At 33.5% G+C, this 26,480-nt stretch carries 23 protein-coding genes, 5 tRNA genes and 1 rRNA gene; 24 read left to right on the top strand and 5 right to left on the bottom strand.

Annotated features, from left to right (window positions below; genetic code table 11):
• The 17 genes from rrf to DFR54_RS01830 all read left to right on the top strand — a co-directional run.
• Nucleotides 1–106: ribosomal RNA gene (gene rrf, locus DFR54_RS01750) — 5S ribosomal RNA — on the top strand; the annotation flags it as partial.
• Between the two features lie 18 nt (nucleotides 107–124).
• Nucleotides 125–197: transfer RNA gene (locus DFR54_RS01755), tRNA-Val, on the top strand.
• Between the two features lie 10 nt (nucleotides 198–207).
• A tRNA-Lys gene (locus DFR54_RS01760) sits at nucleotides 208–280 on the top strand.
• Between the two features lie 12 nt (nucleotides 281–292).
• Nucleotides 293–365, top strand: a tRNA-Thr gene (locus DFR54_RS01765).
• Nucleotides 366–374: 9 nt separating this feature from the next.
• A tRNA-Gly gene (locus DFR54_RS01770) sits at nucleotides 375–446 on the top strand.
• A gap of 12 nt (nucleotides 447–458) precedes the next feature.
• Nucleotides 459–544: transfer RNA gene (locus DFR54_RS01775), tRNA-Leu, on the top strand.
• Between the two features lie 158 nt (nucleotides 545–702).
• Nucleotides 703–1,170, top strand: a complete 468-nt coding sequence (locus tag DFR54_RS01780) for a CtsR family transcriptional regulator (protein WP_086341762.1) — start codon at nucleotides 703–705, stop codon at nucleotides 1,168–1,170.
• Between the two features lie 5 nt (nucleotides 1,171–1,175).
• The gene (locus DFR54_RS01785; RefSeq protein ID WP_114288656.1) at nucleotides 1,176–3,647 is read left to right on the top strand and encodes an ATP-dependent Clp protease ATP-binding subunit; all 2,472 of its coding nucleotides are present in this window, start codon (nucleotides 1,176–1,178) and stop codon (nucleotides 3,645–3,647) included.
• Nucleotides 3,648–3,836: 189 nt separating this feature from the next.
• On the top strand, nucleotides 3,837–4,757 hold the full coding sequence (locus DFR54_RS01790; protein ID WP_114288657.1) for a peptidase U32 family protein: 921 nt from the start codon (nucleotides 3,837–3,839) through the stop codon (nucleotides 4,755–4,757).
• 12 nt (nucleotides 4,758–4,769) lie between these two features.
• Nucleotides 4,770–6,008: a peptidase U32 family protein gene (locus DFR54_RS01795; RefSeq protein WP_114288658.1), complete on the top strand. Its 1,239-nt coding sequence runs from the start codon at nucleotides 4,770–4,772 to the stop codon at nucleotides 6,006–6,008.
• Between the two features lie 11 nt (nucleotides 6,009–6,019).
• Entirely contained in the window at nucleotides 6,020–7,366 is a 1,347-nt protein-coding gene (gor, locus tag DFR54_RS01800; protein WP_114288659.1) for a glutathione-disulfide reductase, read from the top strand.
• A 111-nt stretch (nucleotides 7,367–7,477) separates the two neighbouring features.
• Nucleotides 7,478–8,887 (top strand): cytochrome ubiquinol oxidase subunit I, encoded by a 1,410-nt coding sequence (locus DFR54_RS01805; protein WP_114288660.1) that lies wholly within the window; start codon nucleotides 7,478–7,480, stop codon nucleotides 8,885–8,887.
• 1 nt (nucleotide 8,888) lies between these two features.
• The gene (cydB, locus tag DFR54_RS01810) at nucleotides 8,889–9,905 is read left to right on the top strand and encodes a cytochrome d ubiquinol oxidase subunit II (RefSeq protein WP_086341768.1); all 1,017 of its coding nucleotides are present in this window, start codon (nucleotides 8,889–8,891) and stop codon (nucleotides 9,903–9,905) included.
• Nucleotides 9,906–9,928: 23 nt separating this feature from the next.
• Nucleotides 9,929–11,653 carry a thiol reductant ABC exporter subunit CydD gene (cydD, locus tag DFR54_RS01815; protein WP_114288661.1) on the top strand — a complete coding sequence of 575 codons (1,725 nt, stop codon included), beginning with the start codon at nucleotides 9,929–9,931 and terminating at the stop codon, nucleotides 11,651–11,653.
• 1 nt (nucleotide 11,654) lies between these two features.
• Nucleotides 11,655–13,406, top strand: a complete 1,752-nt coding sequence (cydC, locus tag DFR54_RS01820) for a thiol reductant ABC exporter subunit CydC (RefSeq protein ID WP_114288662.1) — start codon at nucleotides 11,655–11,657, stop codon at nucleotides 13,404–13,406.
• 215 nt (nucleotides 13,407–13,621) lie between these two features.
• Complete coding sequence (locus tag DFR54_RS01825) at nucleotides 13,622–14,464, top strand: hypothetical protein (protein WP_114288663.1); 843 nt, start codon at nucleotides 13,622–13,624, stop codon at nucleotides 14,462–14,464.
• 105 nt (nucleotides 14,465–14,569) lie between these two features.
• Nucleotides 14,570–15,946, top strand: coding sequence for a coiled-coil domain-containing protein (locus DFR54_RS01830; RefSeq protein WP_126808978.1), 1,377 nt, complete (start codon nucleotides 14,570–14,572; stop codon nucleotides 15,944–15,946).
• An 86-nt stretch (nucleotides 15,947–16,032) separates the two neighbouring features.
• Here DFR54_RS01830 and DFR54_RS01835 read toward each other — a convergent pair whose 3' ends face one another.
• Both DFR54_RS01835 and trhO read right to left on the bottom strand, forming a co-directional pair.
• Nucleotides 16,033–17,214, bottom strand: a complete 1,182-nt coding sequence (locus DFR54_RS01835; RefSeq protein WP_227259129.1) for a cation:proton antiporter — start codon at nucleotides 17,212–17,214, stop codon at nucleotides 16,033–16,035.
• A 157-nt stretch (nucleotides 17,215–17,371) separates the two neighbouring features.
• Nucleotides 17,372–18,340, bottom strand: coding sequence for an oxygen-dependent tRNA uridine(34) hydroxylase TrhO (gene trhO / locus DFR54_RS01840; protein WP_114288665.1), 969 nt, complete (start codon nucleotides 18,338–18,340; stop codon nucleotides 17,372–17,374).
• Nucleotides 18,341–18,524: 184 nt separating this feature from the next.
• Here trhO and DFR54_RS01845 point away from each other — a divergent pair, with 184 nt between their 5' ends.
• Nucleotides 18,525–18,956, top strand: a complete 432-nt coding sequence (locus DFR54_RS01845; protein WP_207028463.1) for a NusG domain II-containing protein — start codon at nucleotides 18,525–18,527, stop codon at nucleotides 18,954–18,956.
• 14 nt (nucleotides 18,957–18,970) lie between these two features.
• A complete protein-coding gene (locus tag DFR54_RS01850) occupies nucleotides 18,971–20,152 on the top strand; it encodes a GNAT family N-acetyltransferase (RefSeq protein ID WP_114288666.1) in 1,182 nt (393 codons plus the stop codon).
• Between the two features lie 211 nt (nucleotides 20,153–20,363).
• On the opposite strand, the gene DFR54_RS01855 is transcribed toward DFR54_RS01850, so the two are convergent.
• Complete coding sequence (locus DFR54_RS01855; RefSeq protein ID WP_249033355.1) at nucleotides 20,364–20,897, bottom strand: SIS domain-containing protein; 534 nt, start codon at nucleotides 20,895–20,897, stop codon at nucleotides 20,364–20,366.
• Nucleotides 20,898–21,098: 201 nt separating this feature from the next.
• Here DFR54_RS01855 and DFR54_RS01860 point away from each other — a divergent pair, with 201 nt between their 5' ends.
• From DFR54_RS01860 to DFR54_RS01875, 4 genes are all read left to right on the top strand, one after another.
• Nucleotides 21,099–21,716 carry an AAA family ATPase gene (locus DFR54_RS01860; RefSeq protein WP_114288667.1) on the top strand — a complete coding sequence of 206 codons (618 nt, stop codon included), beginning with the start codon at nucleotides 21,099–21,101 and terminating at the stop codon, nucleotides 21,714–21,716.
• Between the two features lie 12 nt (nucleotides 21,717–21,728).
• Nucleotides 21,729–23,027, top strand: coding sequence for a PTS sugar transporter subunit IIC (locus DFR54_RS01865; protein WP_114288668.1), 1,299 nt, complete (start codon nucleotides 21,729–21,731; stop codon nucleotides 23,025–23,027).
• Nucleotides 23,028–23,154: 127 nt separating this feature from the next.
• Nucleotides 23,155–23,748, top strand: a complete 594-nt coding sequence (locus DFR54_RS01870; RefSeq protein WP_170126899.1) for a TetR/AcrR family transcriptional regulator — start codon at nucleotides 23,155–23,157, stop codon at nucleotides 23,746–23,748.
• Nucleotides 23,745–23,978 (top strand): hypothetical protein, encoded by a 234-nt coding sequence (locus DFR54_RS01875; RefSeq protein ID WP_114288670.1) that lies wholly within the window; start codon nucleotides 23,745–23,747, stop codon nucleotides 23,976–23,978. The genes DFR54_RS01870 and DFR54_RS01875 overlap by 4 nt, the downstream gene beginning before the upstream one ends.
• A 110-nt stretch (nucleotides 23,979–24,088) precedes the next feature.
• On the opposite strand, the gene DFR54_RS01880 is transcribed toward DFR54_RS01875, so the two are convergent.
• Nucleotides 24,089–24,988 (bottom strand): metallophosphoesterase, encoded by a 900-nt coding sequence (locus tag DFR54_RS01880; RefSeq protein ID WP_114288671.1) that lies wholly within the window; start codon nucleotides 24,986–24,988, stop codon nucleotides 24,089–24,091.
• Between the two features lie 341 nt (nucleotides 24,989–25,329).
• Between DFR54_RS01880 and DFR54_RS01885 the strand changes: the two genes are divergently transcribed.
• On the top strand, nucleotides 25,330–25,722 hold the full coding sequence (locus DFR54_RS01885; protein WP_114288672.1) for a DUF1093 domain-containing protein: 393 nt from the start codon (nucleotides 25,330–25,332) through the stop codon (nucleotides 25,720–25,722).
• Nucleotides 25,723–25,764: 42 nt separating this feature from the next.
• Here DFR54_RS01885 and DFR54_RS01890 read toward each other — a convergent pair whose 3' ends face one another.
• Nucleotides 25,765–26,460 carry a glucosamine-6-phosphate deaminase gene (locus DFR54_RS01890; RefSeq protein ID WP_114288673.1) on the bottom strand — a complete coding sequence of 232 codons (696 nt, stop codon included), beginning with the start codon at nucleotides 26,458–26,460 and terminating at the stop codon, nucleotides 25,765–25,767.
• Nucleotides 26,461–26,480: the final 20 nt, after the last annotated feature.

Here is a 26,480-nt window from a genome sequence, read left to right on the forward strand (position 1 = left end):
ATGGCAAGAAGGATACACCTGTTCCCATGCCGAACACAGAAGTTAAGCTTCTTAGCGCCGATGGTAGTGAAGGGTTTCCCTTTGTGAGAGTAGGACGTCGCCATGCTTTTTGCGTTTTTTAACCGGAGGTTTAGCTCAGCTGGGAGAGCACCTGCCTTACAAGCAGGGGGTCAGCGGTTCGATCCCGTTAACCTCCATTTAAATGACGACTCGTTAGCTCAGTTGGTAGAGCATCTGACTTTTAATCAGAGGGTCACTGGTTCGAGCCCAGTACGGGTCATTAAAAATAAACGCCGGCTTAGCTCAGTTGGTAGAGCATCTGATTTGTAATCAGAGGGTCGAGGGTTCAAGTCCTTTAGCCGGCACTTCTTTAAGCGGAAGTAGTTCAGTGGTAGAACATCACCTTGCCAAGGTGGGGGTCGCGGGTTCGAACCCCGTCTTCCGCTCTTTAAGTTCCAGCCGGGGTGGCGGAACTGGCAGACGCACAGGACTTAAAATCCTGCGGAGAGTGATCTCCGTACCGGTTCGATTCCGGTCCTCGGCATCAGAAATTCTAGAAAAAATGGCTTAAGAAACGAAAGTTTTTTAAGTCATTTTTTTATTTGAATATCTTTTAGGCTTTTTTATGTATTATTTCTGAATACTTTTGTATAATAAAGGTCAGAGATAGTCAATTGTAATTTTAGAAGGTAGGTGTCCTAAATGAGCAATCGTAATATGTCAGACTCAATTGAATCTTATTTAAAGAAAATATTAGAGCGTAATCATGAAATAGAAATTCGTCGATCGGAAATGGCTGATTTATTTGACTGTGTACCTTCTCAAATAAATTATGTAATCAAAACTAGATTCACTGTTCCACAAGGTTACAAGGTTGAAAGTAAACGTGGTGGCGGTGGCTATATAAGAATTGTTAAAATTAACTTGATGGAAAATAGTAGTTACTTGTTACATTTGATTAATTCTGTTGAATCAGAGTTAACTGAAAGTGAAGCTTTTTCAATGTTAGAACAACTATATTTAAACGAATTTATTGATTTAAGAGAAGTGAAATTAATCAGAAGTTTATTATCGAATAAAAATATTTTAAGTATCTCTGATAATAACCGTCTAAGAGCACATATGATGCTTGAGTTATTAGAGCGTTTAACTTATGAAGAGAAGGAGTGAAGTAGATGAGCGAATTATTTACAGAAAGAGCCAAAAAGGTTTTAGAAAATGCTCAAGCTGAAGCTAGATTTTTTAAACAGGATTCTGTAGCAACAGAACATTTATTATTGGCCTTAATTAAAGAACAAAAAGGAATTGCTAGTAAGGTTTTAAAGCAATTAAATATTGATGAAGTGTTAGTTTTTGATGAAGTTGAACAAATTACACAGTATGGTAATAAAAAATCACGAAAAGAAGATTTGTTACCATATTCTCCAAGAACCAAACAAATTTTATCTTATGCCTCAATGGAAGCAAAACGTGTTAATGCACCAAGTATCGGTACAGAGCATATGTTACTTGCTTTAATTAGGGATGAGGAAGTTTTAGGTTCACGGGTATTAACTAATTTAGATGTGAACTTAAATAAGGTTAGAAATTTAATTTACAAAAAAATTGGTTTAGTAGAACCATCTAACAAACAGGGGCAAAGAAAACAGCCTGTTAATCAAGGAAATAATAAACCTCAAGAAGAGGGAACACCAACACTTGATTCTCTAGCTCGTGATTTAACACAATCAGCTAGAGAAAAGCGTTTAGATCCTTTATTAGGTAGAGAAAAAGAAGTACAGCGTTTGATTCAAGTTTTAAGTCGCCGTACTAAAAATAATCCTGTTTTAGTTGGAGAGCCTGGTGTTGGTAAAACGGCTATTGCTGAAGGTTTGGCCCAACGCATTGTAGAGGGGTTAGTTCCTAAAGAAATGTTATCTAAGAGATTAATGATGTTAGACATGGGAGCTGTTGTAGCAGGAACTAAGTACCGCGGTGAGTTTGAGGACCGTATGAAAAAAGTTGTAGATGAAATTTATCGTGATGGCAATGTGATATTATTTATTGATGAGTTACATACGTTAATTGGTGCAGGTGGGGCTGAGGGAGCAATTGATGCTTCAAATATTTTAAAACCTGCTTTAGCTCGTGGTGAGCTGAAAACAATTGGTGCGACAACTTTAGATGAGTATCAAAAATATATTGAAAAAGATTCAGCTTTAGAGCGCCGTTTTGCTAAAATCCAAGTAGATGAACCAACGCCTGAAGAGGCAGAAGACATTTTATTGGGTCTTCGTGGTCGTTATGAAGAATACCATAAAGTAAAAATTACAGATGAGGCAGTTCATGCTGCTGTGAACTTAGCGACTCGTTATATTAGTGACCGTCAGTTACCTGATAAAGCTATTGATTTAATCGATGAGTCTGCTGCAAGAGCTCGCTTAGAACTTGCTAACAAACCCTCACAAATTGTGGTACAACAAAATAAACTAGAAGAATTACTTGAAGAAAAAGAAGCTGCTATTTTAGCGCAGAACTTTGAGTTAGCTGCTGACTTACGTAAAAAAGAACAACGTCTTATGACTCGTTTAGAAAACTTAAAATTAAAAGAAGCAGAAAATGAAGGTGTCTATCAAACGGAAGTGACAGAAGAGGCGATTGTTTCTGTTGTGGCTCAGTGGACAGGTATTCCTTTAAAACAATTAGAGAAAAAAGAAACAGAACGCTTATTAGAATTAGAAAAAGTTTTACATGAGCGTGTTGTAGGACAAGATGAAGCAGTTAAAGCTATCTCTAAAGCAATTAGACGCTCTCGTAGTGGCTTAAGTGACCCTAACAGACCAATAGGCTCATTTATGTTTTTAGGACCTACAGGTGTCGGAAAAACAGAATTAGCTAAAACACTTGCTTCAACTATGTTTGGTTCAGAAGATGCCCTTATTCGTGTGGATATGTCTGAGTTTATGGAAAAACACAGTACGAGTCGTTTAGTTGGTTCGCCTCCTGGATATGTTGGCTATGATGAGGGAGGACAATTAACAGAGCGTATTCGTCAAAAACCTTATTCAGTGATTTTACTAGATGAGGTAGAAAAAGCTCATCCGGATGTCTTCAATATTTTATTACAAGTCTTAGATGATGGTCATTTAACAGATTCTAAGGGACGCAAAGTTAACTTTAAAAATACAATTTTAATTATGACATCTAATATTGGAGCAACTGCTTTAAGAGATGAAAAAACAGTTGGTTTTGCAGCTAAGGATGCCTCTAAAAATCATGAAGCTATGAAATCTCGTGTCTTAGAAGAACTTAAGAAACGTTTCCGTCCTGAGTTTTTAAACCGTGTAGATGAGATGTTAGTCTTCCATTCATTATCAAAAGAAGAATTACATGAGATTGTTAAGATTATGAGTCAATCAATTATTGAAAGACTTAAATTACAAAAAATCGATTTAAAATTAACGCCTGCTGCTATTGAAGTGGTTAGCAAAGCCGGTTTTGATCCAGAGTACGGTGCAAGACCAATTAGACGAGCTCTTCAAAAAGAAGTTGAGGATAAATTAAGTGATATGCTTTTACTAGGTGAGATAACGCCAAATAGTAAAGTAGTTGTTGGAGCTTCTAAAGGTGAAATCCAAGTGAAAGTCACACCAAGTAAAAAGAAATAAGTAGTAATATCACAAAGTAGTCTTAGTTTAATTAAAAATAATCAGAAAGGTTGGCCTATTATGGTCAACCTTTCTTTGTTTATAACAAGAGTTTTTTTAAAGTTCTATTATTAAACTTGTGATGTTATTGTCAATCTAACCTTTCATGTGGTAGGATATCTTTGATTGAAGAAAGAAGGAGCTACAAAGATGATTGAAATAACTGCTACAGTAGAATCCATTGAACAAGGAAAAAAATTACTTGAATTAGATATTGAGGCTTTGTATTTTGGCGACGAAGCATTTGGTTTACGACTGCCAAAGCATTTTACTAGAGATGAAATAAAAGAATTAGTACAATTAACCCATGAGAAAGGGAAAAAAGCTCGTATTGCAGTGAATGCGATTATGCATCCTGATAAAATGAGAGCTATTCCTGAGTATTTAGATTTTTTAGAATCTATTTCAGTTGATGAAATTGTTGTTGGTGATCCTGGTGTGATTCATGTACTACGCACAAGCAACTACAAACTTCCCTTTATTTATGATGCAGCTACTATGGTAACTAGTTCACGACAAATTAATTTTTGGGGTGATAGAGGAGCTGTTGGTGCTGTTTTAGCAAGGGAAATCCCTTATTTAGAATTAGTGGAATTATCGAATAACCTAAATATATTCGGTGAAGTCCTAGTTTACGGAGCTACTTGTATCCATCAGTCTAAGCGTCCTTTAGTCCAAAACTATTTAAACTTTACGAAGTTAGACGAGAAGACTGACAAAGAACGTGATTTATTTATATCTGAACCAAAAGAAAAAGAGACTCATTATTCGATTTACGAGGATGAGCATGGTACTCATATTTTTGCTACAAACGATGTGAATTTAATGCTTCAGTTAGAAGAGTTAGAAAAAATCGGCTTAACTCACTGGAAGTTAGATGGTATTTATACATCAGGTGAGGATTATGTGAGTATGGTTTCTTACTTTATTCAAGCTAAAGAGTTACTTGAGTCAGGTAATTGGTCAGAGGTTGAGGCTGAAAAACTAAATGAATTAGTTAAAGCAACTCATCCTAAAAAACGCGGATTAGACACAGGATTTTATTATTTAAATCCAGATGATATTAGATAGGGAGTAGTACAAATGACAATCAAACAATTGAAACGTCCAGAGGTTTTAGCACCTGCTGGTACATTAGAAAAATTAAAAGTGGCTATTACGTATGGAGCTGACGCAGTTTATATCGGTGGAAATGCTTATGGTTTAAGAAGTAGAGCAGGAAATTTCACTTATGAAGAGATGGCAGAAGGAGTTGCTTTTGCTAAAGCTCATAACGCAAAAGTCTATGTAGCAGCTAATATGGTAACTCATGAGTTTGACGCAAAAGGTGCTGGTGAGTTTTTCAGAGAGTTACGTGATGTTGGGATTAGTGCAGTCATCGTCTCAGATCCTGCCTTAATCGAAATTTGTATTACAGAAGCGCCTGGATTGCCAGTCCATTTATCAACTCAAACCTCAGCAACTAACTTTGAAACCTTAGAATTTTGGAAAAATGAAGGACTAGAGCGTGTGGTTTTAGGTCGTGAAGTGTCAATGGCTGAAGTGAAAGAAATTAGAGAAAACACGGATGTTGAAATTGAAGCTTTTATTCACGGAGCAATGTGTATTTCTTATTCAGGTCGTTGTACCTTATCTAATCATATGTCACACCGAGATGCTAACCGTGGTGGTTGTTCTCAATCTTGTCGTTGGAAATACGATTTATTTGAGATGTCACTAGATAAAGAAAGACAGTCTTTAATCGATTCAGGAGAAGTGGAAGAACCATTTTCAATGAGTGCTGTTGATATGTCGATGATTGAGCACATTCCAGATTTAGTTCAAAATGGTGTGGATAGTTTGAAAATTGAAGGACGTATGAAGTCTATTCATTATGTATCTACTGTTTCTAATGTTTATAAAAAGGCAGTGGATAGTTATATGGAAGACCCTGAAAATTATGAGTGCAAACAAGAGTGGATTGATGAGTTGTGGAAAGTAGCGCAGCGTGAGTTATCAACTGGATTTTATTACCATACACCAACTGAGGAAGAACAGTTATTTGGTAAAAGAAGAAAAATTCCTGTGTTTAAATTTATTGGTGAAGTTCTTGAGTATGATGAAACAACTAAAATAGCAACCATTAGACAAAGAAATCATTTTAGATTAAATGACGAAATTGAGTTCTATGGTCCAGGATTTACTCATTCACATCAGACGATTACTGAAATGTGGAATGAGTTAGATGAACCGATTGAAAAAGCGCCTAATGCTATGATGATTGTCAAAATGCCTGTAGAATCCCCAGTTAAACCAGGAGATATGATAAGAAAACGAAAATAAGGGTGAAGAAAATGAAACAATTTGATTATATTGTAATCGGCGGCGGTAGTGGCGGTATTGCTTCAGCGAATCGTGCGGGTATGCATGGCGCTAAAGTATTATTAATTGAGGGTAACCATATTGGCGGAACTTGTGTCAATGTGGGCTGTGTTCCGAAAAAAGTAATGTGGTCAGCTTCAGAGATGAGAAGTATCATGCTACACCAAGCTCGTGAATACGGTTTTGATGTGACAATTGATGAGTTTGATTTCTCACGTTTAGTTGAAAATAGAGAAGCCTATATTGAGCGTCTTCACGGATTATATATGAAAGGTTTGGCAGGTAACGGTGTAACTGTTGTCAATGGCTATGGTAAGTTTATTGATGAAAAGGCAGTTGAAGTGAATGGTGAATCTTATACAGCACCACATATTTTAATTGCAACAGGAGGCAAAACAATTCGCCCTAATATACCAGGTGGTGAACTAGGTCTTGATTCGGATGGCTTCTTTGCTTTAACAAAACAGCCAAAATCTGTTGCTGTTGTTGGTGCCGGTTATATTGCTGTTGAAATTGCAGGAGTGCTTCATGGCTTAGGAACTGAAACACATCTGGCTTTTAGAAGAGAGACATTTTTACGTGAATTTGATGACTTAGTGGTTAACGGATTAACAGAAAGTTATAATAACCAAGGCATTCATTTGCATGCTAACTCAGTACCAAAAGAGGTAAAACAACTAGCTGATGGTTACGAGTTGTTCTTTGAAAATGGTAAATCATTACAAGTTGAAGAGCTTATTTGGGCAATTGGTAGAACACCAAATTCTAGTCAAATCAATTTAGAAAAAGCCGGTGTTAAAGTCAACGAGTGGGGTGCAGTAGTAGTTGACAAATTCCAAAATACGTCTCAAACAGGTATTTATGCTGTAGGAGATGTGATTGATAAGGTTAATTTAACGCCAGTGGCAATTGCTGCTGGACGTAGATTATCTGAGCGTCTATTTAACAATCAAGTGAATGCCCACCTTGATTATGAAACTATTCCAACAGTTGTTTTCTCTCATCCAACAATTGGAACAGTTGGTTTAACAGAAAAAGAAGCTCGTGAGAAATACACTGATGAGAAGATTAAAACTTATACTTCAAGTTTCACGCCAATGCAATATGCCATTACAGAAACTAAGGAAAAATGTCATATGAAATTAGTTTGTGTAGGAGAAGACGAGAAAATAGTTGGTCTTCACGGAGTTGGTCTAGGAGTAGATGAAATGCTACAAGGATTTGCGGTTGCTATTAAAATGGGAGCTACAAAAGAAGATTTTGATAACACTGTAGCGATTCATCCAACTGGTGCAGAAGAATTTGTGACCATGAGATAACAAATAAGAATTGTTATTATTTAATAAGACTTTCAAATTTCTTTTGAAAGTCTTATTTGTATGGGGTATAATAGATTGTGATTAAATTACTAAAAAGGGAGGATATAAATCATGGAATTATTAACATTGGCAAGACTTCAGTTCGGTATGACAACTGTTTTCCACTTCTTCTTCGTGCCACTTTCGATTGGTATGGCCTTTGCGATTGCAATCTTAGAAACAATGTATGTTGTTAAAAAAGATAAAATTTACAAAGACATGGCGAAGTTTTGGGGAAATATTTTCCTACTAAGTTTTGCAGTAGGAGCAGTTACTGGTATTATTCAAGAATTTCAATTTGGTATGAACTGGTCTGAATATTCACGATTTATGGGAGACATCTTTGGAGCTCCACTAGCAGTAGAGGCATTATTAGCATTCTTTATGGAGTCAACATTTATTGGATTATGGATTTTTGGATGGGACAAATTTAGTAAAGGGCTACATTTAGCATTTATCTGGTTAGTATCAATCGGAACAATGTTATCCGCTTTATGGATTTTATCAGCCAACGCATTTATGCAAAACCCAGTAGCATTCAATATTAATGAAGCTTCAGGGAGAGCCGAATTAACAAGTTTCTTTGGTTTATTGCAAAACCATCAATTATGGTTACAATTACCTCACGTACTGTTTGGTGCGATTTTAACAGGTGGATTTGTAATTGCAGGTTGTTCAGCTTGGAAACTATTAAGAAAAGAAGATACAAAATTCTTCAAAAAATCAATGCAATTTGGTTTAATCATTGGACTAATTGGTTCAGTATTAACTATGGGTGCAGGACATGCTCAAATGGTAGCTGTTGCTGAGGATCACCCAATGAAGTTTGCTGCAATGGAAGGTATCTATGATGATACTGAAGGGGACAAAGCGCCTTGGACAATCGTTGCAGGAATCGACACGAAAAACAAAGACGTTAAATGGCATGTTTCTGTACCTATGATGTTAAGTATTTTAGGTGGAGAAGATAGCTATAAAGGTATGAACTCAGTTAATGAGGACTTACATAAAGAACATGACGCACAATTTGGTGCTGACATGGACTACTACTTACCAGTTAAAACATTATTCTGGTCTTTCCGTTTCATGGCAGGATTTGGAACATTAATGGCTTTAATGGCAGTTGTAGGATTATGGTTATTACGTAAGGATAAATTACAAAATATGAAATGGTTGCTTTGGGTTTTTACAGCAGGAATTGCTTTCCCATTCATTTCAAACTCAACAGGTTGGATTATTACAGAGATGGGACGTGCGCCTTGGACAGTTTATGGACTATTCACAATCGCAGATAGCGTGTCACCTGGTGTAACATCAGGCTCTCTATTATTTAGTAATATTGTTTACTTCTGTTTATTCCTATTCTTAGGAATGGTGATGATTGTTTACTCAAAACGTTACTTAAGAAAAGGACCTTACTATGTGAGTCCTTCTGAAGCACGTAAAGAAGCAATCGATCCTTTTGCAAAGGAGGCCTTCTAAAATGAGTACTTTACAACTTTTATGGTTCTTAATCATTGGTGTACTTTTCACAGGCTTCTTCTTCTTAGAAGGATTTGACTTTGGTGTTGGTATGGCTATGAAGACCTTAGCACGTAACAAACGCGAACGTGACCAAGTCATTAATACAATCGGGCCTATCTGGGAAACAAACCAAGTGTGGTTAATTACTGCTGGGGGAGCAATGTTTGCTTCATTCCCAGAATGGTACGCATCATTATTTAGTGGTTTTTATAATATTTTATTACTTGTTTTAGTTGGTTTGATTATCCGCGGAGTATCATTCAAATTTAGATCAAGTTCTGACAACGCTCGTGAACGTAACCTTTGGGAGTGGACACTGTGTATTGGTAGTTTCTTAACAGCCTTCTTCTTAGGAATGATGTTTGTTGACTTAGTGCGCGGTATGCCACTAGATGCTACTAAAAACGTTATGAACCCAACATTTACAGATTATGTTAATATCTACTCTATCGTAGGTGGAGTTGCTGTTACATTAATCTCTTACTTACATGGTTTAAACTACTTACGTCTTAAAACAGACGGAAAAATTAGAGAACGTGCTAACGCACAAGCGAAAAAACTTTACCCAGTATTATTTGTTGGATTAGTTGCTTTTGCAGTTCTTTCATTCTTAGAAACTGATTTCTTTAAAGAAAGAATGGTTTCTTCATTAATTATCTTAGTAGCGATTGTTTTATTTGCTGTTATGGCAGCTTATGGAACTTACAAAGATAAAGAAGGCTTCTCATTTATCTCAACTGGTTTAATCTTTGTAGGACTTGTAGCTTTCCTATTTAATGGATTATTCCCACGAGTAATGATTGCTCAAGATTCAGCATTCCATTTATTAATTGAAAATGCATCAAGCACACCGTATACACTTAAAGTAATGACAATCGTTACTGTTTGTCTATTACCAATTGTTTTAATCTACGTAGGTTGGACTTACAAACAATTTAATAAACGTGTATCAATTGATGTTTTAGACAATTACTAAATCATAAAGGAGATGTACCTAGTTTGATTGATAAGAATTTATTTCGAATTGAAAAAATTAGGCCAGTCTTAATAGGGCTTGCAGGACTAGGTGTCCTGCAAGCCTTATTGATTATTGGCCAAGCTTATTTTTTGTCATATGCCATCAGTGAACTCTGGGGCGGTGAACCACTACCTGCACAGTACACTCGCATGGGTGCTTTTTTTATTTGTTTTTTATTAAGACAAGTTTTAATCTTTTTTAGAGATCGTTATCTAGATACTTTTGCATATGAGCAGTCTCAAATTGTTAGAAAGCAGTTACTAGATAAAGTCTTTCGCCTGGGACCAAACTTTGTTCAAAAAGAAGGAACAGGAAATATGGTGACAATGGCTATTGAAGGTGTTTCTCAAATTGAGAATTATTTAACTTTAATTTTACCTAAAATCACAAATATGATGATTGTTCCATGGGTTATTTTTTTATTTGTTTTAACGCAAGATATTCGTTCAGGAATTATTTTGTTACTTGTTTTTCCTATTATTATTATTTTTATGGTGATTTTAGGATATGCCGCTAAAGCCAAAGCTGACCGTCAGTATGAAGGCTATCAATTGTTAAGTAACCACTTTTTAGATTCTTTAAGAGGACTTCAAACACTAAGTTTTTTAGGTTTGAGTAAAAAATACGAAAAAAATGTGTACGGCATCAGTGAAGATTATCGAAAAGCCACGATGAGTACCTTAAAAATAGCGATTCTTTCAACTTTTGCCCTTGATTTCTTTACCACTCTTTCAGTAGCGATTGTTGCTGTCTTTTTAGGGTTTAAATTAATGAATGGTCAAATGTTGCTTTTCCCAGCTTTAACAACTCTAGTTTTAGCACCTGATTTCTTCTTACCTTTAAGAGATTTCTCAAGTGACTACCACGCAACTTTAGATGGTGGTAATACCTTAAAATCTATTTTTGCTATATTAGACAAAAAAGAATTTTCTGAGAGTAAACCAGTTGTTTTAAATACATGGAGTAACGATGATAAGTTAGAACTTAAGAGTGTATCTCTAGCTTATAATGAGGAGCAAAGTGAAGATACTTTAAAACAAATTGATTTTTCTTGGCAAGGATATGGAAAAATTGGTGTGGTTGGTTTATCTGGATCAGGAAAATCAACTTTAGTTAAGCTATTAGGTGGATTCTTAGAAGCTAAGGAAGAAAATATTTTTATCAATGAAGAGAGTTTCAGTCATTTAAGAATGGATAGTTGGCAAGATCAACTTCTATATGTACCTCAAGACCCGTATATCTTCCATGCGTCATTAAAAGAAAACATTAGTTTTTATCAACCAGATGCTGATGAAGAGAGCATTCATAAAGCAGTCCAAAAAGCTGGTCTTTTAGAAGTAGTCAGTGAGTTACCAGAAGGATTAGATACGATTATTGGTGACGGGGGACATAGTTTAAGTGGTGGTCAATTACAACGTGTTGCTATTGCTCGCGCCTTTTTAGACAATAACCGTCAGATTTTATTATTTGATGAACCAACTGCTCACTTAGATGTGGAAACTGAAAGTGAGTTAAAAGCAACAATGTTACCACTTTTTGAAAATCACTTAGTGTTCTTTGCTACTCACCGCTTGCACTGGATGAAAGAGATGGATTACATTATTGTGATGGAAAATGGCTCGATTGTGGAGCAAGGAACTTATACAGAATTACGCGAAAAAAATGGGGCTTACAATCGATTTGTAGAGCAACTGAAAGGGGAGTAATATGAAAAAGAATTATGTATTACTTTCAAAAGAAGATCAATGGGTACGTCCCTTTTTCAAAAAATACAAATGGCTTTTAGCTTTAGTCTTATTTTTAGGGTTTTTAACTTTCTTTGCGGCTTCTGCCTTAATGTTTACCTCAGGGCTTTTAATTAGTAAATCAGCAGCCAAACCAGAAAATATTTTAATGGTTTATGTACCAATCGTTTTAACACGTGGATTTGGTATCGCGCGTCCTAGTTTACGCTACGCAGAAAGACTAGGGAGTCACAACTGGGTACTCAAAATGACTTCTGATATTCGCTTGAAATTATATCAAGCAATGGAGTCTCGTGCTGAAAAATCAAAAGAAGATTATCAAACAGGTAGTTTATTAGGGATTTTAGCAGAAGATGTCGATCATATTCAGAATCTATATTTAAGAACGATTTTTCCAGCAATTGTTGCTATTCTTATTTATATGTTTATTGTCATTGCTTTAGGTATTTTCTCAATTCCTTTAGCACTAGCAATGCTACTCTTGATTGGTGTGATTTTAATTGTTTTACCTTTAACTTCTGTTTTAGTTAATAATGCCAGAGTTTATCGCCAAAAAGCCAAACGCCATGTTCTTTATAATGATTTAACAGATGCAGTACTTGGTGTTGGTGATTGGCAATATAGTGGGCGTTATCAAGAATTTTTAAATGGTTATGATGAAGCAGAGGCTGAAGTTCGTATAGAAGATAAAGCAATGAACGCTTACTCAAGAAGAGATGGATTAATTAAACAAGTTTTCTTTGGTGTCATTGTCTTAGTTTTAATTCTTTGGTCAGGCTCTTACTTTGGAGAAATTGGGACACAAGATGCTCGTAACTGGATTGCGGCTTTTGTCTTAGCGTTTTTTCCATTAATCGATGCTTTTGCACCTGTGACAGATTCGTTAAAAGAATTACCACTGTATGAAGACACTGTTCAAAGGCTATCAAGTTTACCTGATGCGAATGAGAATAACTCATTAGCAGAGTCAGTAGTGACGTTTAAAAATAGTCAAATCGAATTTAAACACATTGATTTTAGATATAATGCTGAGCAAAAGTATTTATTTAAAGACTTAGATTTAGTGATTCCAGAAGGCGAAGTATTGGCTGTACTAGGTAAAAGTGGTATCGGGAAAACCACACTTTCTAAATTATTAAGAGGTGACTTAGAACCAACAGCTGGTGACATATTAGTTGGTGGTGTTTCTAGTGTGAAACTTGGCAGACAAAAATCTGATATCATCGGCGTTCTAAATCAACAACCACATATTTTTAATACGACTATTCGTAATAATATTCGCTTAGGAAATATTAATGCAACTGATGAAGAAGTAGAAGCAGCAGCTATTCAAGCTGGACTTACTCCTGTAATTGAGAAACTACCAAAAGGATTAGAGACCATTGTTGAAGAGAGTGGTAAGAGGTTCTCAGGAGGCGAGCAGCAACGAATTGCCTTAGCCCGTATTTTACTTCAAGATGCACCGATTATTATTATTGATGAGCCGACAATTGGACTTGATCCACTAACTGAAAAGCAGCTACTTTCAACTGTTTTTGAAGTGTTAAAAGGTAAAACTGTGCTTTGGATTACTCACCATTTAGTTGGAACTCATTACGCAGACCGAATTATTTTTATCGAGGATGCTAAAATTAGTATGGAAGGGACACTTAAAGAGTTGCTAGCCACAAGTACTCGGTTTAAAGAATTGTATCAATTAGATTTATATGAATAGAAAGTTGGAAAGATAGTTTGTTTCCAAAAAGAGAGAATAACTAATCGTTCAAAATAAACCGGGTTTTTTGTTTCTTTTTCTTTGACTACATTTTGATACTATGTTTAAAATATCTTTACAGTAACTGTTTAAAAGGTTAATATTAATATGATTAGTTGAATTAGTGGTTAATTATGACACACTGAAATGTTAGAGTTTGAAAGGGGGCAAAGTTTATGTTTGGAAAACCATTAAACATAGACATTCAAATATATCAAGAAGAAATAAAAAAACCAGAGAATACAAGTTTAGTCCTTGTACCATTAAAAAATAAAAGTTCAGTAGTCCATCAATTAGTTTTTAAAGTTGAGGAACTAAGGATTGGTATTTCACCGAAACAAATAGATGATATTAGTCAAGTCGTTTTTAAAGAGTGGCAAACAATTTTTCCGTTGTATCCTGTTGAAAGAGCGTTTGCTAATATTCTATTAGAACAAACGCTAGAGATATATGTAACGTTTAATGCTGCTAATATTTTCTCTAGTACGCAAACAAGAAATATTAAAAAAACTATTTCTGAAATTTTAGAAAAAGAAATCAAACGTTCGTTAGAGAAATCTAAGGAGAAAAACATGAAATCTGATATATCGATAAAAAAACATGAATCTCCATTGTTTGAACAAGAAATTCATAAGAATGGTAAGCAAGATATTGAGCTAAGAGACCAATTTCATCATTTAAGAAAAGAGAATAGTGACTTGCAGACAGCACTATATCAAAGTAAAAGTGAGGAGTTAACTCAAAAAGAAAATATTAATGAACTGCGCTTTGAGTTAGAGCGTCAACACCGTTCATTAGCAGAGATGAAAGAAAATGATTATTCAGAGCAAACATTAGCTTATCAGAAAATTCAAGAAGCATTAGAAGAGACTAATAGTAAATTACGACAACATCAACAAGAGTTATTGGAAAAGCAACGCAAAATACAGCATTTACAAAGTGTTGTGACTGAAAATGAACGGTATGTGGCAAGTTTGCAATCTGATTATGATCAATTAAGAGAATCAAGTAATTTTTAATTAGAAAAAATACTTGAAGAAAATGATCGATTAAATTCTGAATTAATTGATTATAAAAATAAAGAATTAGAACATAAAGAATCTATTCAATTAGTTAAAGCAGAAATGCGTCAAATCATGTTAGAAACTGAAAATACTCAGGAACAATTAAAACAAAAATTACAACGAGTTCAACGTGAAAATGAAGAATTACGTATAATCATTAATGAAAATCAAAAATTTGAAGAGAAAACACATGAAGAATTAATTCAAACAACACGTGAGTTAGCAAAAGTAAATGATTTACTGAGACATTTACAAAAAGAAAAAGAATTACTGAACAAAGAGTGGGAAACTAAATACGGTCTTATTTCAATTGAAAAAGAAGAAATAACAGCTGCTTTCAAAGCTAGTAATGAACTAGAAAATACTAGAAGTAAAGAAATAATTGATCTTAAAAATCATTTAATGACATTGGAACAACGATTAAGACAAGCTGAGTTAGATAAAAAGCAAAATGAAACAGAATGGAAAACACGCTTATTAATTGAAGAACGTGAAAAAGAACAAATTATTGAACAGATTAACCAAGATAAAGAAGAGTTTATCTATAAAAAAGAACAAGAAATTCAAAGATTATCTGAGCGTTTAGAGCAACAAAAACAATTAGTTGATAAATTAATGGCTACTCAATCCAACACTCAAGCAGGCTGGAAAGATAACACAACAACATTAGAAAATAACTATCAATTAGCTAAAGAAAACTCAACTGAATTAGAAGCAGAAATTGCTAGATTATTAGGTGTGAATCAAGATTTACAAAGAAAATTAGCTAAATATGAAGCAGAAGAAATCGAATTAGATTTTACTGAGTTGCCGATTATTCCAGAGATTCCTGAAATGGACTTAGAATCTTTAGATCAAGCTATTGAACAAGAATTAGCAGAACCTATTGTAGAGAAAATCGTTACTGAAGAAATTGCTGATGAAGAGTATTATGATTATGAATTAGACGACGAAGACTACGGCTATATTTACGAATATGATGACGAAGATTATGATTACGATTATCATGAAGTGGATGATTTAGTAAGTTATAACCCAGAAAGCGTAGAAGAAGATGTAAATGAATTATTAGATAACAAAGATGATGAAGGAAAAGCTAAAATCACTAAACGAGATTTTGCCGTGTACGAATTATACTTAGATAATCTAGAAAAATTAGTTGACCAGGCTGATGGAGAAGATTTCAAAGCTTTTGTTGAACCAAAAATGAAGAAATTCAAACAATTCAAAAAAGAATTTGAAGAAGATGTTAAATCACCAACATTATTCTCTCGCAAATATAAATTATCTACAGGTTTAGAAAATCAAATGAAAGCTTACGTCTTAATGAGCCGTCATTTAAGTGTCTTACTTGATGTTGAAGTATCAGAAGACAATGATTATGGTTACGACTATAGTTATGACTACGAATACGACTATGAGTATGACGAAGACTAAATAGAAAAGAAGGATATTAAATTATCCTTCTTTTTTAGTTTAATTTGGATTATCACTTATCTATGAAAAAAAAGAACGCTTAGCATTTAAGCTAAAGTGTTCTTTTTCTCTGATTGTTCAATGGCAAATTTAATTAATAATGGTGAGAATAAAGTTGTTAAAATAACAGCTACAACAATAGCAGAGTAGTGACCAGCACTTACAAGACCTAAGTTTTCTCCCATTTTAACAATAATTAAGGCCATTTCCCCACGTGATACCATACCAGCACCAACAATTAAGGATTGGTCACGGTCTAAATGGGTTAATCTCCCACCCAAGTAACCACCAATTAATTTTGTTAAAGTAGCTAAAACAGTGAAGACAATAATTAAAACAGCATACTCTTTAAAGGCTGAAAGCTCAATATCTAAACCGATTGAAACAAAGAAAACTGGAATAAATAACGAGTAACCAATAACTGATGTGTTATGCTCAATGTTGTGTTTCACTTCATGTTTAGATAATAATAAACCAATGAAGAAAGCGCCAATAACATCACTCATACCAACTTTTTGAGCAATAATCGCAAAAGCAAAACATAAAACTAAACCTAACGCAGTTTCGATTTCAACAGCAACTAATTTTTTAGTTAGACTAATAAGTGGTTTTAAAATAAATTTGGCAAATAGGAAAAGTCCTAAGAAGAATAAAATTTTAGTTCCTAATAAGTCCCATAATAGACCAACACCACCTACAGAAGCACCACTATCCATATTTAGAAAAGCACTGAATAAGCTTACAATTAAAACAACAGCAATATCATCAACAACAGCAGCTCCTAATGTAACAGACCCTTCAGCTGTATCAAGTCGCTTGTATTCTTTTAATACTTGTACAGAAATACTTACTGATGTTGCACTGAATATTACTCCGATAAAGATAGCTTCTTTCCAAGTAATATCAAATAAATGAGCTGCTCCACTTAAGAAAATCATTGGTAGTAAAATCCCGAATAAAGCCACCATGACAGAAGGTTTTAGATATTTTTTAAGTTTATCTAAATCACTTTCAAGACCGGCCAAGAACATAAGCAAGATAACACCAATCTCAGCAAAAATAGAAATCATTTCAGTATGTAACACAAGACCTAAAAGGGCAGGACCTAAAACGACACCTGTTAATAATTCTCCGATAACAGCAGGAATACCGATTCTATGACATAAGTGTCCTGCTAATTTTGTTCCAATAATGATTAATATCAATGATAATAATAATTCCATTAACATAAAATTACTTCACTCTCCTTAAATTTTTCGCAAAAAAAGACGCACGCTAAAAGGGCCTCTTCCCACCCTGAAAGAGATCACCTTGAAGCCTACGCCCAACCTTGTACGATTTAATATATATTTATTGTGCCATATTTAAATAGCTTTTTCAACTTTTTTATTGTGAAACAGGTGTGTTAAACACTTCGCCTAACGCTTCAATACGTTCTTGCCACTCGTTAACTGTTAAGTTATTTTCAGTAATGTAGCGGTTGCGTTCGTGGACACGACATTCATGAGAGCAGCCACGCACAAATTTAGCTTCATTTTCTTCTGAACATAAAATTTGACGGTTACATTCTGGATTAGCACAGTTAACATAACGTTCAGATGGTGTGCCATCAAACCAATCTTTTCCAACAACAACAGGATTAACATGGTTAATTGGTACACTAATACGCTCGTCAAAAACATACATAGCGCCATCCCATAATTCACCTTGAACTTCTGGATCACGGCCATAAGTAGCAATACCACCGTGTAATTGTCCCACATCTTTAAAGCCTTCACGAACTAACCAACCAGAGAATTTCTCACAGCGAATACCACCAGTACAGTAAGTGACAACGCGTTTATCCATAAATTGTTCTTTATTATCACGAATCCATTGAGGTAATTCTCTAAATGAACGGATATCAGGACGAACAGCACCTCTAAAATGACCTAAATCATATTCATAGTCATTACGAGCGTCAATGACAACAGTGTCTTCGTCTAAAATAGCTTCTTTAAATTCTTTTGGAGATAAATATTCACCTGTTAACTCAAGTGGGTTAATATCGTCTTCTAAAGATAAAGAAACTAACTCAGGACGTGGACGAACGAACATTTTTTTGAATGCTTGTTTTTCTGCTGGATCAATTTTGAAAAAGATATCTTTAAATCTTTCGTCAGCACGCATGTGAGCAATGTATTTTTCAGTGTCTTCTGTTAAACCAGAAAGTGTTCCGTTGATTCCTTCATTTGCAACTAAGATACGACCCTTTAAGTTAATTGATTTACAAAAAGCTAAATGCTCACGAGCAAAGCCTTCTGGATCTTCTAAAGGAACATAAAAATAATATAATAAAACTTGATATTTTGACACAGTCTTTTTCCTCCTACTAGTTTGTACCAAACTATTATAGTTTAGAGTATGATGAAATAGCAACTTTAGTGCTTAATTCACAAGGATAACAATCGTTTAGTTACAAAGAAGAGTTGACCTTATGTTAAAATAAAGTTATCTTACTTAGAGAGTCTGTCAATGAGTGAACAAAGGAGCCAACTGAATGAAGATTTGGGACGAATTAAGAAAGCAATGGCGATTTATGGACGGGGTAGTGATTATCTGTTTAATACTATTATCCTTTACTCCTTTAATTGTTTTTGGAATCGATCAAAAAAATCAATCACCAGAAAATGGGTTGATTGCCATTATTAAAATAGACGGAAAAGAAGTCGATCGTTTTGAGATAAATGAAAAAACGAAACATTTTGAAAAAACGTATTATCCAGGAAAAGATAAATATAATATTATCGAAATGGAAGCAGGGCGTATTCGTGTGAAAGAAGACAATAGCCCAGACCAAATTGCTGTTAGAACAGGCTGGATATCAAGAGCAGGACAGACAAGTATCTGTTTACCTCATAAGTTAGTAGTAGAATTAGTATCCGCAAATCCAGCAGATGACGATGATGATGACATGATTATTTCTTATTAAAAGGAGGAAAAAAGATGATAAAAAAAGTAACTGATAAAAAAGATATTGAAAAAGTTCATGAATTAGGTAGTTATGCTTTTAATATGGAGCATACAGAAGAACAAAAACAAGCTTATATTGAAAAAAATAAGTTTATTGATAACTATGTAGATGAGGTTGATGGAGAAGTTTTAAGCCAGATTGTTAGTTATCCATTTGAAGTGACCATTAAAGGTCAAGTCATGAAAATGTCAGGGATTGGAGATGTTGCTTCTTATCCTGAAACTCGTGGCTCAGGAGGCATTAGAAATATTTTTAGTACTATCTTTAAAGACTTACATGAAAATGGTACAGAGCTATCATATTTAGCGCCATTCTCACAACCTTTTTATCGTAAATTTGGTTATGAAACAGTTTTTGATTCAGAAGAAATTAGAATTCCTAAAGCCGTAATTACGCAAATCAAACCTGAAAAAAAAGGAAAAATAAAACGTGTTAAATGGGAAGATGAAGACACAAAAGTAATTTTAAAAGAAATCTACCGAGATACTTTAGAAAAAGTTCATGGTTCAGTTATTCGTGAAGACTATTGGTGGCACTATACAATGATTAAAAAACAAAAACGTGTTGCCATTTGTTATGATGATAACAACATGCCACAAGGTTATTTAATTTATGGTCTGGTAGGAGCAAGAGAATTCCAGATTTTTGAAATGGCTTATTGCAACAGTTTTGCATTAAGAAAACTAATGTCTTTTGTGTCATCACATAGTGGGAGTTTTAATGAATTTGTTTCGACAAACTTACCAGATAAAGCAGTGTTAGAGTTATTCACTGAAATTTCAGGTATTACAAGAAAAACATACAGCTACATGATGGTAAAAATCGTCAACTTTAAACAATTTATTGAAAAATATCCTTTCAAGGAAGTTGAAAAAGAAGCTGATTTTTATGTAGAGATTCAGGACGACAGTTGCGAGTGGAATAATGGGATTTTCCATTTAGTTATAAAAAATGGTAACGCAACTTGTGAGAAAGTAACAGAAGCTAAAAAAATAGATTACAGTGGAAGTATTCAACATTTTACTCAAGTCTTTATGGGCAGATTGACACTAGAAAAAGCTGTTTGGTTAGAGCTAATTGACGAAAAAACTGAGGGTAGCAACTTATCAGAATTAATTGATTCAGTGACACCAAGAATGTATGATTATTTTTAAATAAAAAAAGAACTGATGATATAAGTGGAATGTAGTGAACCCTAAAAGTTAGACTTTTTTGGTCCAACTTTTGGGGTGCGCTACAGAAGCTTAAATCATCAGTTCTTTTTTCTTTGAACATGTTTTAATTTTTTTGAACAAATTCTAGAAATGTCTATCTCTATTTTTTTATGTTTTAAAAGATGATACATTGAATTTAGGAAATAAACGTTTAGTTCCAAATTGAAAGCGTATAACTCATGAGTAGCTCAAAATTATTTAAAGAAGTACCAAAGAATAACTGTGGATAATAATCTTGGTATGAATAGGCAGAATTAGTATCGCTAGAAATAGTTAAAGTTGATTCTTTTGCTAAGCTAGAGCTACTATTTCCAACAAAACTAATAACATCTAGCTTATTTGCGTGTGCTTGTTTGACAAGCTCCAATAGTCGTTTTGTTTCACCTGAGTTAGAAATAGCAATAATTAGAGTATTCTCTTTTTGGTTAGATCTAATTAATTGAAGGTGACTGGAAGTTGTAGCTCGAAAATGATGTAAATTAAGATAATCTGACATGTAGTCTGCGATATGGCTAGACATGCCTGAACTTAGAATCATAATATGATTATCTTTATTTTTCTTCATTAATCTAGAAAATTCATCACCATAATCTTTAATAACATCACTTCTTTGATGAAGGGAAAAAGTTAAGTTAGTTGCACCAACCATATAGTAAAGTAATTCACTATATCCAGAGAACCCCATTTTTTGACACATACTGACAATTGATGAGGGTGAAGAAAATTATCTTTAGCAACTTTTCTAATATTTAAATTTTTATCATTTCGATGTTCTTTAATGTAGGTTAGAATTGCTATTTCATTTTGATTTAATTGAAATTTTTCACCTAAAGCTTGAATATCCAAAGATTATCATCCATTCATATTTTATTTATAAGGAGATTTTATCATGAAAAAGGAATTTATTGTTGATCCATGGGCAAAAATGAAAACAAGAAACAATTTAGTAGGAGATGAAGTGATTTCGGCCCTTCAAAAAAGTATTCGTCGAGGACATGAAAAAGATGCTTGCGAGTTTGCTTATGAGATGTATATTACTTCTCCTCAATTTGAAGAGAAATTATGGCGTCGTTTGTTAGCAATAGCTGTTGAGGATATCGGTATGGGATGTGTTGAAGCCCCAATATTGATTAATTCACTAAATCAAATGCGCCAGAGTTTCCAATACAATGAATCAGATAGAGCGATGTTTTTCATTCATGCTATTCGCTATCTATGTTCATTAGAAAAAGACCGTTCATCAGATTTATTGAAAAATATTATTATAAAAAGCTTTGCTATGGGATATGTTCCAGAAATTCCTGATATTGCTTTAGACAAACATACAACTCGTGGACAAGAGATGGGCAGAGGATCAGAACATTTTTTAAATGAAGCAAGTAAAGTGATACCACAAGCAAACATAAAAAACGATTTTAAAGAGCAGTATGCAGAAATTTTGAAGACATATGATCCAAACAATGTAGTTGACTCAGCTTTTGATTTTAATTCATGGCAAGTATAGGGGGCGCTTCAAATGGGGAATGAATCAAAATCTAATTTAATAGAACGTTTAAACAACTGGCTAAGCCCAATAGCAACTAAAATTGGAAATCAACGTCATTTAAAATCAATTTCAACAGGGATGTTCTTAGGTTTGCCATTCATGGTAGTAGGGGCTTTTTTCTTAATTTTAGCTAACCCACCAATTAATATTGATACCTATAATCCAAATACAGCAAATTTTATTATGAAATTTTTAGCAAGCTGGAAGGATTGGGCAGTTGCTAATTATGATGCTATTACAACACCATACACTTTGACTTTTGGAATTATAGGTTTAATTTCAGCTTTTGGTATCTCATATTCTTTATCTAAAGAATATGATTTAGATGCTGCTACAAACGGTTTAATGACAGTGGTAACATTTTTACTAGTTTGTACAAAAGTGGAAGAGGGGAAAATTAAGTTAGATTATTTAGGATCAAACGGTTTATTTGTAGCTATTATTTTAGGATTATTAGTAGTTGAGGTATCTCGATTATTTGAAACTAAAAATATTAAACTAAAAATGCCTGATTCTGTACCTCCAATGGTTTCAACTTTTATTAATTCACTGTTACCATTATTGGCTAATATAATTATTTTTTATGGAATTAATTTAATCTTTATCTCTGCATTTAATAATAATTTTCCAGGAGTCATTATGGATATTTTAACACCAGGGTTAAATATTGCAGGTAGTTTAGGTGGAATGATCCTTATTGTCACAATTGGACAGGTTTTATGGTTATTTGGGATTAACGGAACATCAATTATTTTCCCTATCTTATTTACTTTAGGAATTTCTCAAACAGGAATGAACGCAGAGCAATTTGCTAATGGAGAACAAATGACACATTTAATGAACTTACAAATGTTTAGAATTTCAGTTTTAGGTGGAGCTGGAAATACATTAGGTCTAGTTTTACTTATGATGTATAGTAAAGTTCCTCAGTTCAAAATGATTGGCCGATTATCTTTTATTCCAGGAATCTGCTCAATTAATGAACCTGTTATTTTTGGTTTACCAATTGTTTTTAATCCAATTTTAGGTATCCCATTTGTTATTACACCAATAGTTTCATTAGTATTAACTTATTTTGCAGAAAAATTTAGTATTATTACAAATGGTTATATTGTAGATCCATCATTTACACCATTCTTTATTCAATCTTATTTATCTAGTATGGACTGGAAAAATGTTATCTTTACATTATTTTTAGTCGTAGTAAGTGTAGTTATATATTATCCATTCTTTAAAGTATTTGAAAAAACACAATTAGAAACAGTTTAATTGATATGAAAACCTACTTAAACAGCTAAGTAGGTTTTTTATTTTTATTTTTATGAATATCTTTATTGTTTTATTCATGAATATACTATATATTATATTCATGAAAAGGTGTGAAGGAGAAAAAGTTATGGCTAGAGGTTTTTCTGAAGAAGATATGATTAAAATCAAAAAAGATTTACAAGTAGCATGTGAGGAAAGTTGGCGAGTGAGAGGTTACAAGCAAACTAATATTCCTTTGCTTACTAAAACAGTAGGTATTTCATCAGGCGCTTTTTATCTTGTATACAAGCAAAAAGAAGATTTGTTTATTGATGTTTTAGAAAATGTTCAGAACAAGTTGTTAGATACGTGGTCACATTTTTTAGACGAATCAGATGAAAAAATTGAAGGGTTTAAAAAAGGTTTACAGTGGTTGTTTAAAGAATATAAAACCTATCCGGCTCTCTATGATTTAAATAGCTCTGAATATGATTTATTTTTAGCAAAACTACCTGAAGAGCAAGTGGAAGAACTACGAACAAATAGTTCAGAGATTTTTATAACAGTTATCAAACGCTCAAAATTAACTTTGTTATTACCAGAAGATGAAGTTATGAATATCATCCACTCGATTTTATTTTTATCACTGGTAGACCGAGATGCCTTACATGGAACAGAAAAAACCTTTAACTTTTTATTAGATAACACATTGACCCAATTATTTAAGGAGGAGAATAAATGATAAAAGAAGTGAATCAAAAAATAAACAAGATTAACAAAAAAATAGGCTTAAACATGGAGATACCTCTACCAAGTCGAAGAACTTTAGAGATAAATGAAAAAGTAAATATTGCCACATCAGTTACTTGCTTATCCATAGGGATGTTAACAACTTCAAAATGGTTAATCGGAATTGGCATTTTAAGTGGTATAAGCGCAACTTTTACACATGTGGAAAAGAAAAAGTTATAAATAAAGCGTTCAGCTTTGAGAGATAAGAAAAAGGTTATGGAGAAAAATATGTTCGCCACAACCTTTTTGTTGATGATATTTTGAAACTAAACACTTTTTCCATAACCTTGTTAATAATTAATAAATGTTAATTTGTTAGTAAACTCTGTGGATAACATCATTTGCTTGAAGGATTCAAATTCAGCTTCATATCCTTTGAGTAATTTTCTAACTCTTAAAGGATTGAAGCTAGTCATTAAATGATTGCTAAGCATAAACTCTCGAGTCAATTGCCATTCGTAAAAATAACCAAAAGGCTTTGCAGTATAGATAGTACCATTGATTAATGTATCAGGAAATTGACGGTGGGTGTGACCAAAAACAATTTGCTTAACATGGTCATACCCATCAATTAAGTCACCAAATGCATCTGAACCTAAAAAGGCATTTATTTGATTCCATCGTTCATATTCACCTGTATGGTAATGAACAAATTCTCTTTTAGGAACAAAGTGCGTGGCAATAATGACTTCTTTATTTTCTTTTTTCAGCTCATCTAATAGTCTCTTTAGTTCAATTAGAATAATCCCCATAATCTCTGGATCAGTTGCCCCACGCTCAATTAGACGGTCATACCAAAATAGATTTTTAGCAGCAACTATTTTTTTATGATCCTCCTCAATAGCAAAACTATAGTCATACCACCCATTCACACCAATTAATACTAATTTTTCTGTTAATGGATAAGTTTTTAAGTTTAAAAATCGCTCATCTAGAAATTCTTCCATCAGTCTAGGTTCTTTAATGTCAGCCAGCTCATGATTACCAAAGTTAAAGGTCATAGGAATATTAGCTGTTTCAATTTGATTAACAGTTTCAATAACTTTTTTTGTCGTATTGGCAGTATCTCCTGCAATATGTAAGTGAGTTACTTTATTATTTTTTAAAACGTTAATTAGTTGATTTATTTCAGGTTCAGCTAACTTATTAATATCTACGTGTAAGTCACTTATAATGGCTAATTTCCCCATAATATCACCTCTATTGTAAAGTATAACGAAAGACAGTTAGGTTTACTAGAAAGACGCAAAAAAAGAGATGAGTCAAAAGGCTCACCTCTAAAAAGGAGTTGTTTTTATCTACTTTGGAGGAGTAAATAAAATGAAAAAGTTTGTTAGGGTTGTTTTGTTGGTATACATATATAATAGATTCTAAATGTGACGGAATTATGTTTAAATTATTCTTTTTTAAGAAATTTTTTTAAAAGATTTATTAAGAGAAGTAAATATGACGAAAATGTAAGTTAGATAGATTTTGGCTGTAAGTTCTTCTTGCTAAACTAAGGATAATAAATTAAAGAGGTGCATAAACTATGAAAAAAATAATAAGTGTTCTACTGTTAGTCGGAGTGGCCTTTATTGGTTTTAAAGGCTATGAATATTATAATGATACATATAAAGCAACTATGGCATATGCTATTGTCCCAGATGAAATACCTGAGAAAAAGGAAGCAGTAGATGATGCAGGTAAGAAAATTACTAATAGTGATGGTTCGATGAATTATACTTACGATTATAATTTCAACTTTGTCAAAGAGAATGGTGAATCTCAAGTTCAAGGGTTTGGTTTAACAGGTAGTGATCCAGTTCCTTACGAACCAGGTTCTTACGTGAGAGCTGAAATTTCAAATAAACGCGTGGTTAAGGGACCTTACTCAGTTGCAGAAAGTGATGTTCCAAAAGACATACTAAATAAATTAAAATAAGAGTTAAAGGGCTAGTTAATCAGCTCTTTAACTCTTATTTTTTTAGTTCAACTGACTAGCTGCTTCTTCATCTAAAATAACAGTTAGGTTAGGATGTAATTGTAAGATAGAAGCTGGCTTATTCTCAGTTATTGGCTCAGTTAACACTTCTTTTAAAATTTTAGCTTTGTTTTTGCCATTAACAATTAAAATAAGGTGCTTAACTTTCATAATACTAGCAGGTCCCATCGTAACAAAGGACATACCAACTTCCATCATATCAGGAACAAACCAAGGCTCATTTCCAGTGACGGTTACTTTGTATGTTTCTTTGTTAAACAGAGTTGTTGTGGGCATATTACCGCAAAAATGACCATCTTCTCCAAGTCCGATTAACATAGCATCTAAACCACCAACAGCTTCAATTTTTTTATCTTGCTCTTGATAGTTGGCTACAGTTAGAGGATGGATTTGCTCTTCAGGAACTGCAGCAGGTGTTAAATATAATTTTCTTAAGTCGGTAATGGTGATACCTTCTTCTTGATTAGGAACAGGAATTTCATCGAAATTATAATAATGGACATTACTATAGTTAGGCGAATTTTTAAGAGTAGCAACTAATTTTTCATAAACTTTAACTGGCGTTCTACCAGCTGTAATGGATAAGTTAACGCGCTTAGCTTGACTCATATGTCCTAGTAAAATATTTTTAGTTGTTTCACTCATAGCATCAAAATCTTTTTCAATTATTATTTTCATTAAAATCACTCCGTTTCTTT

It is taken from the genome of Vagococcus fluvialis, from assembly GCF_003337315.1.
GTDB lineage: Bacteria > Bacillota > Bacilli > Lactobacillales > Vagococcaceae > Vagococcus > Vagococcus fluvialis.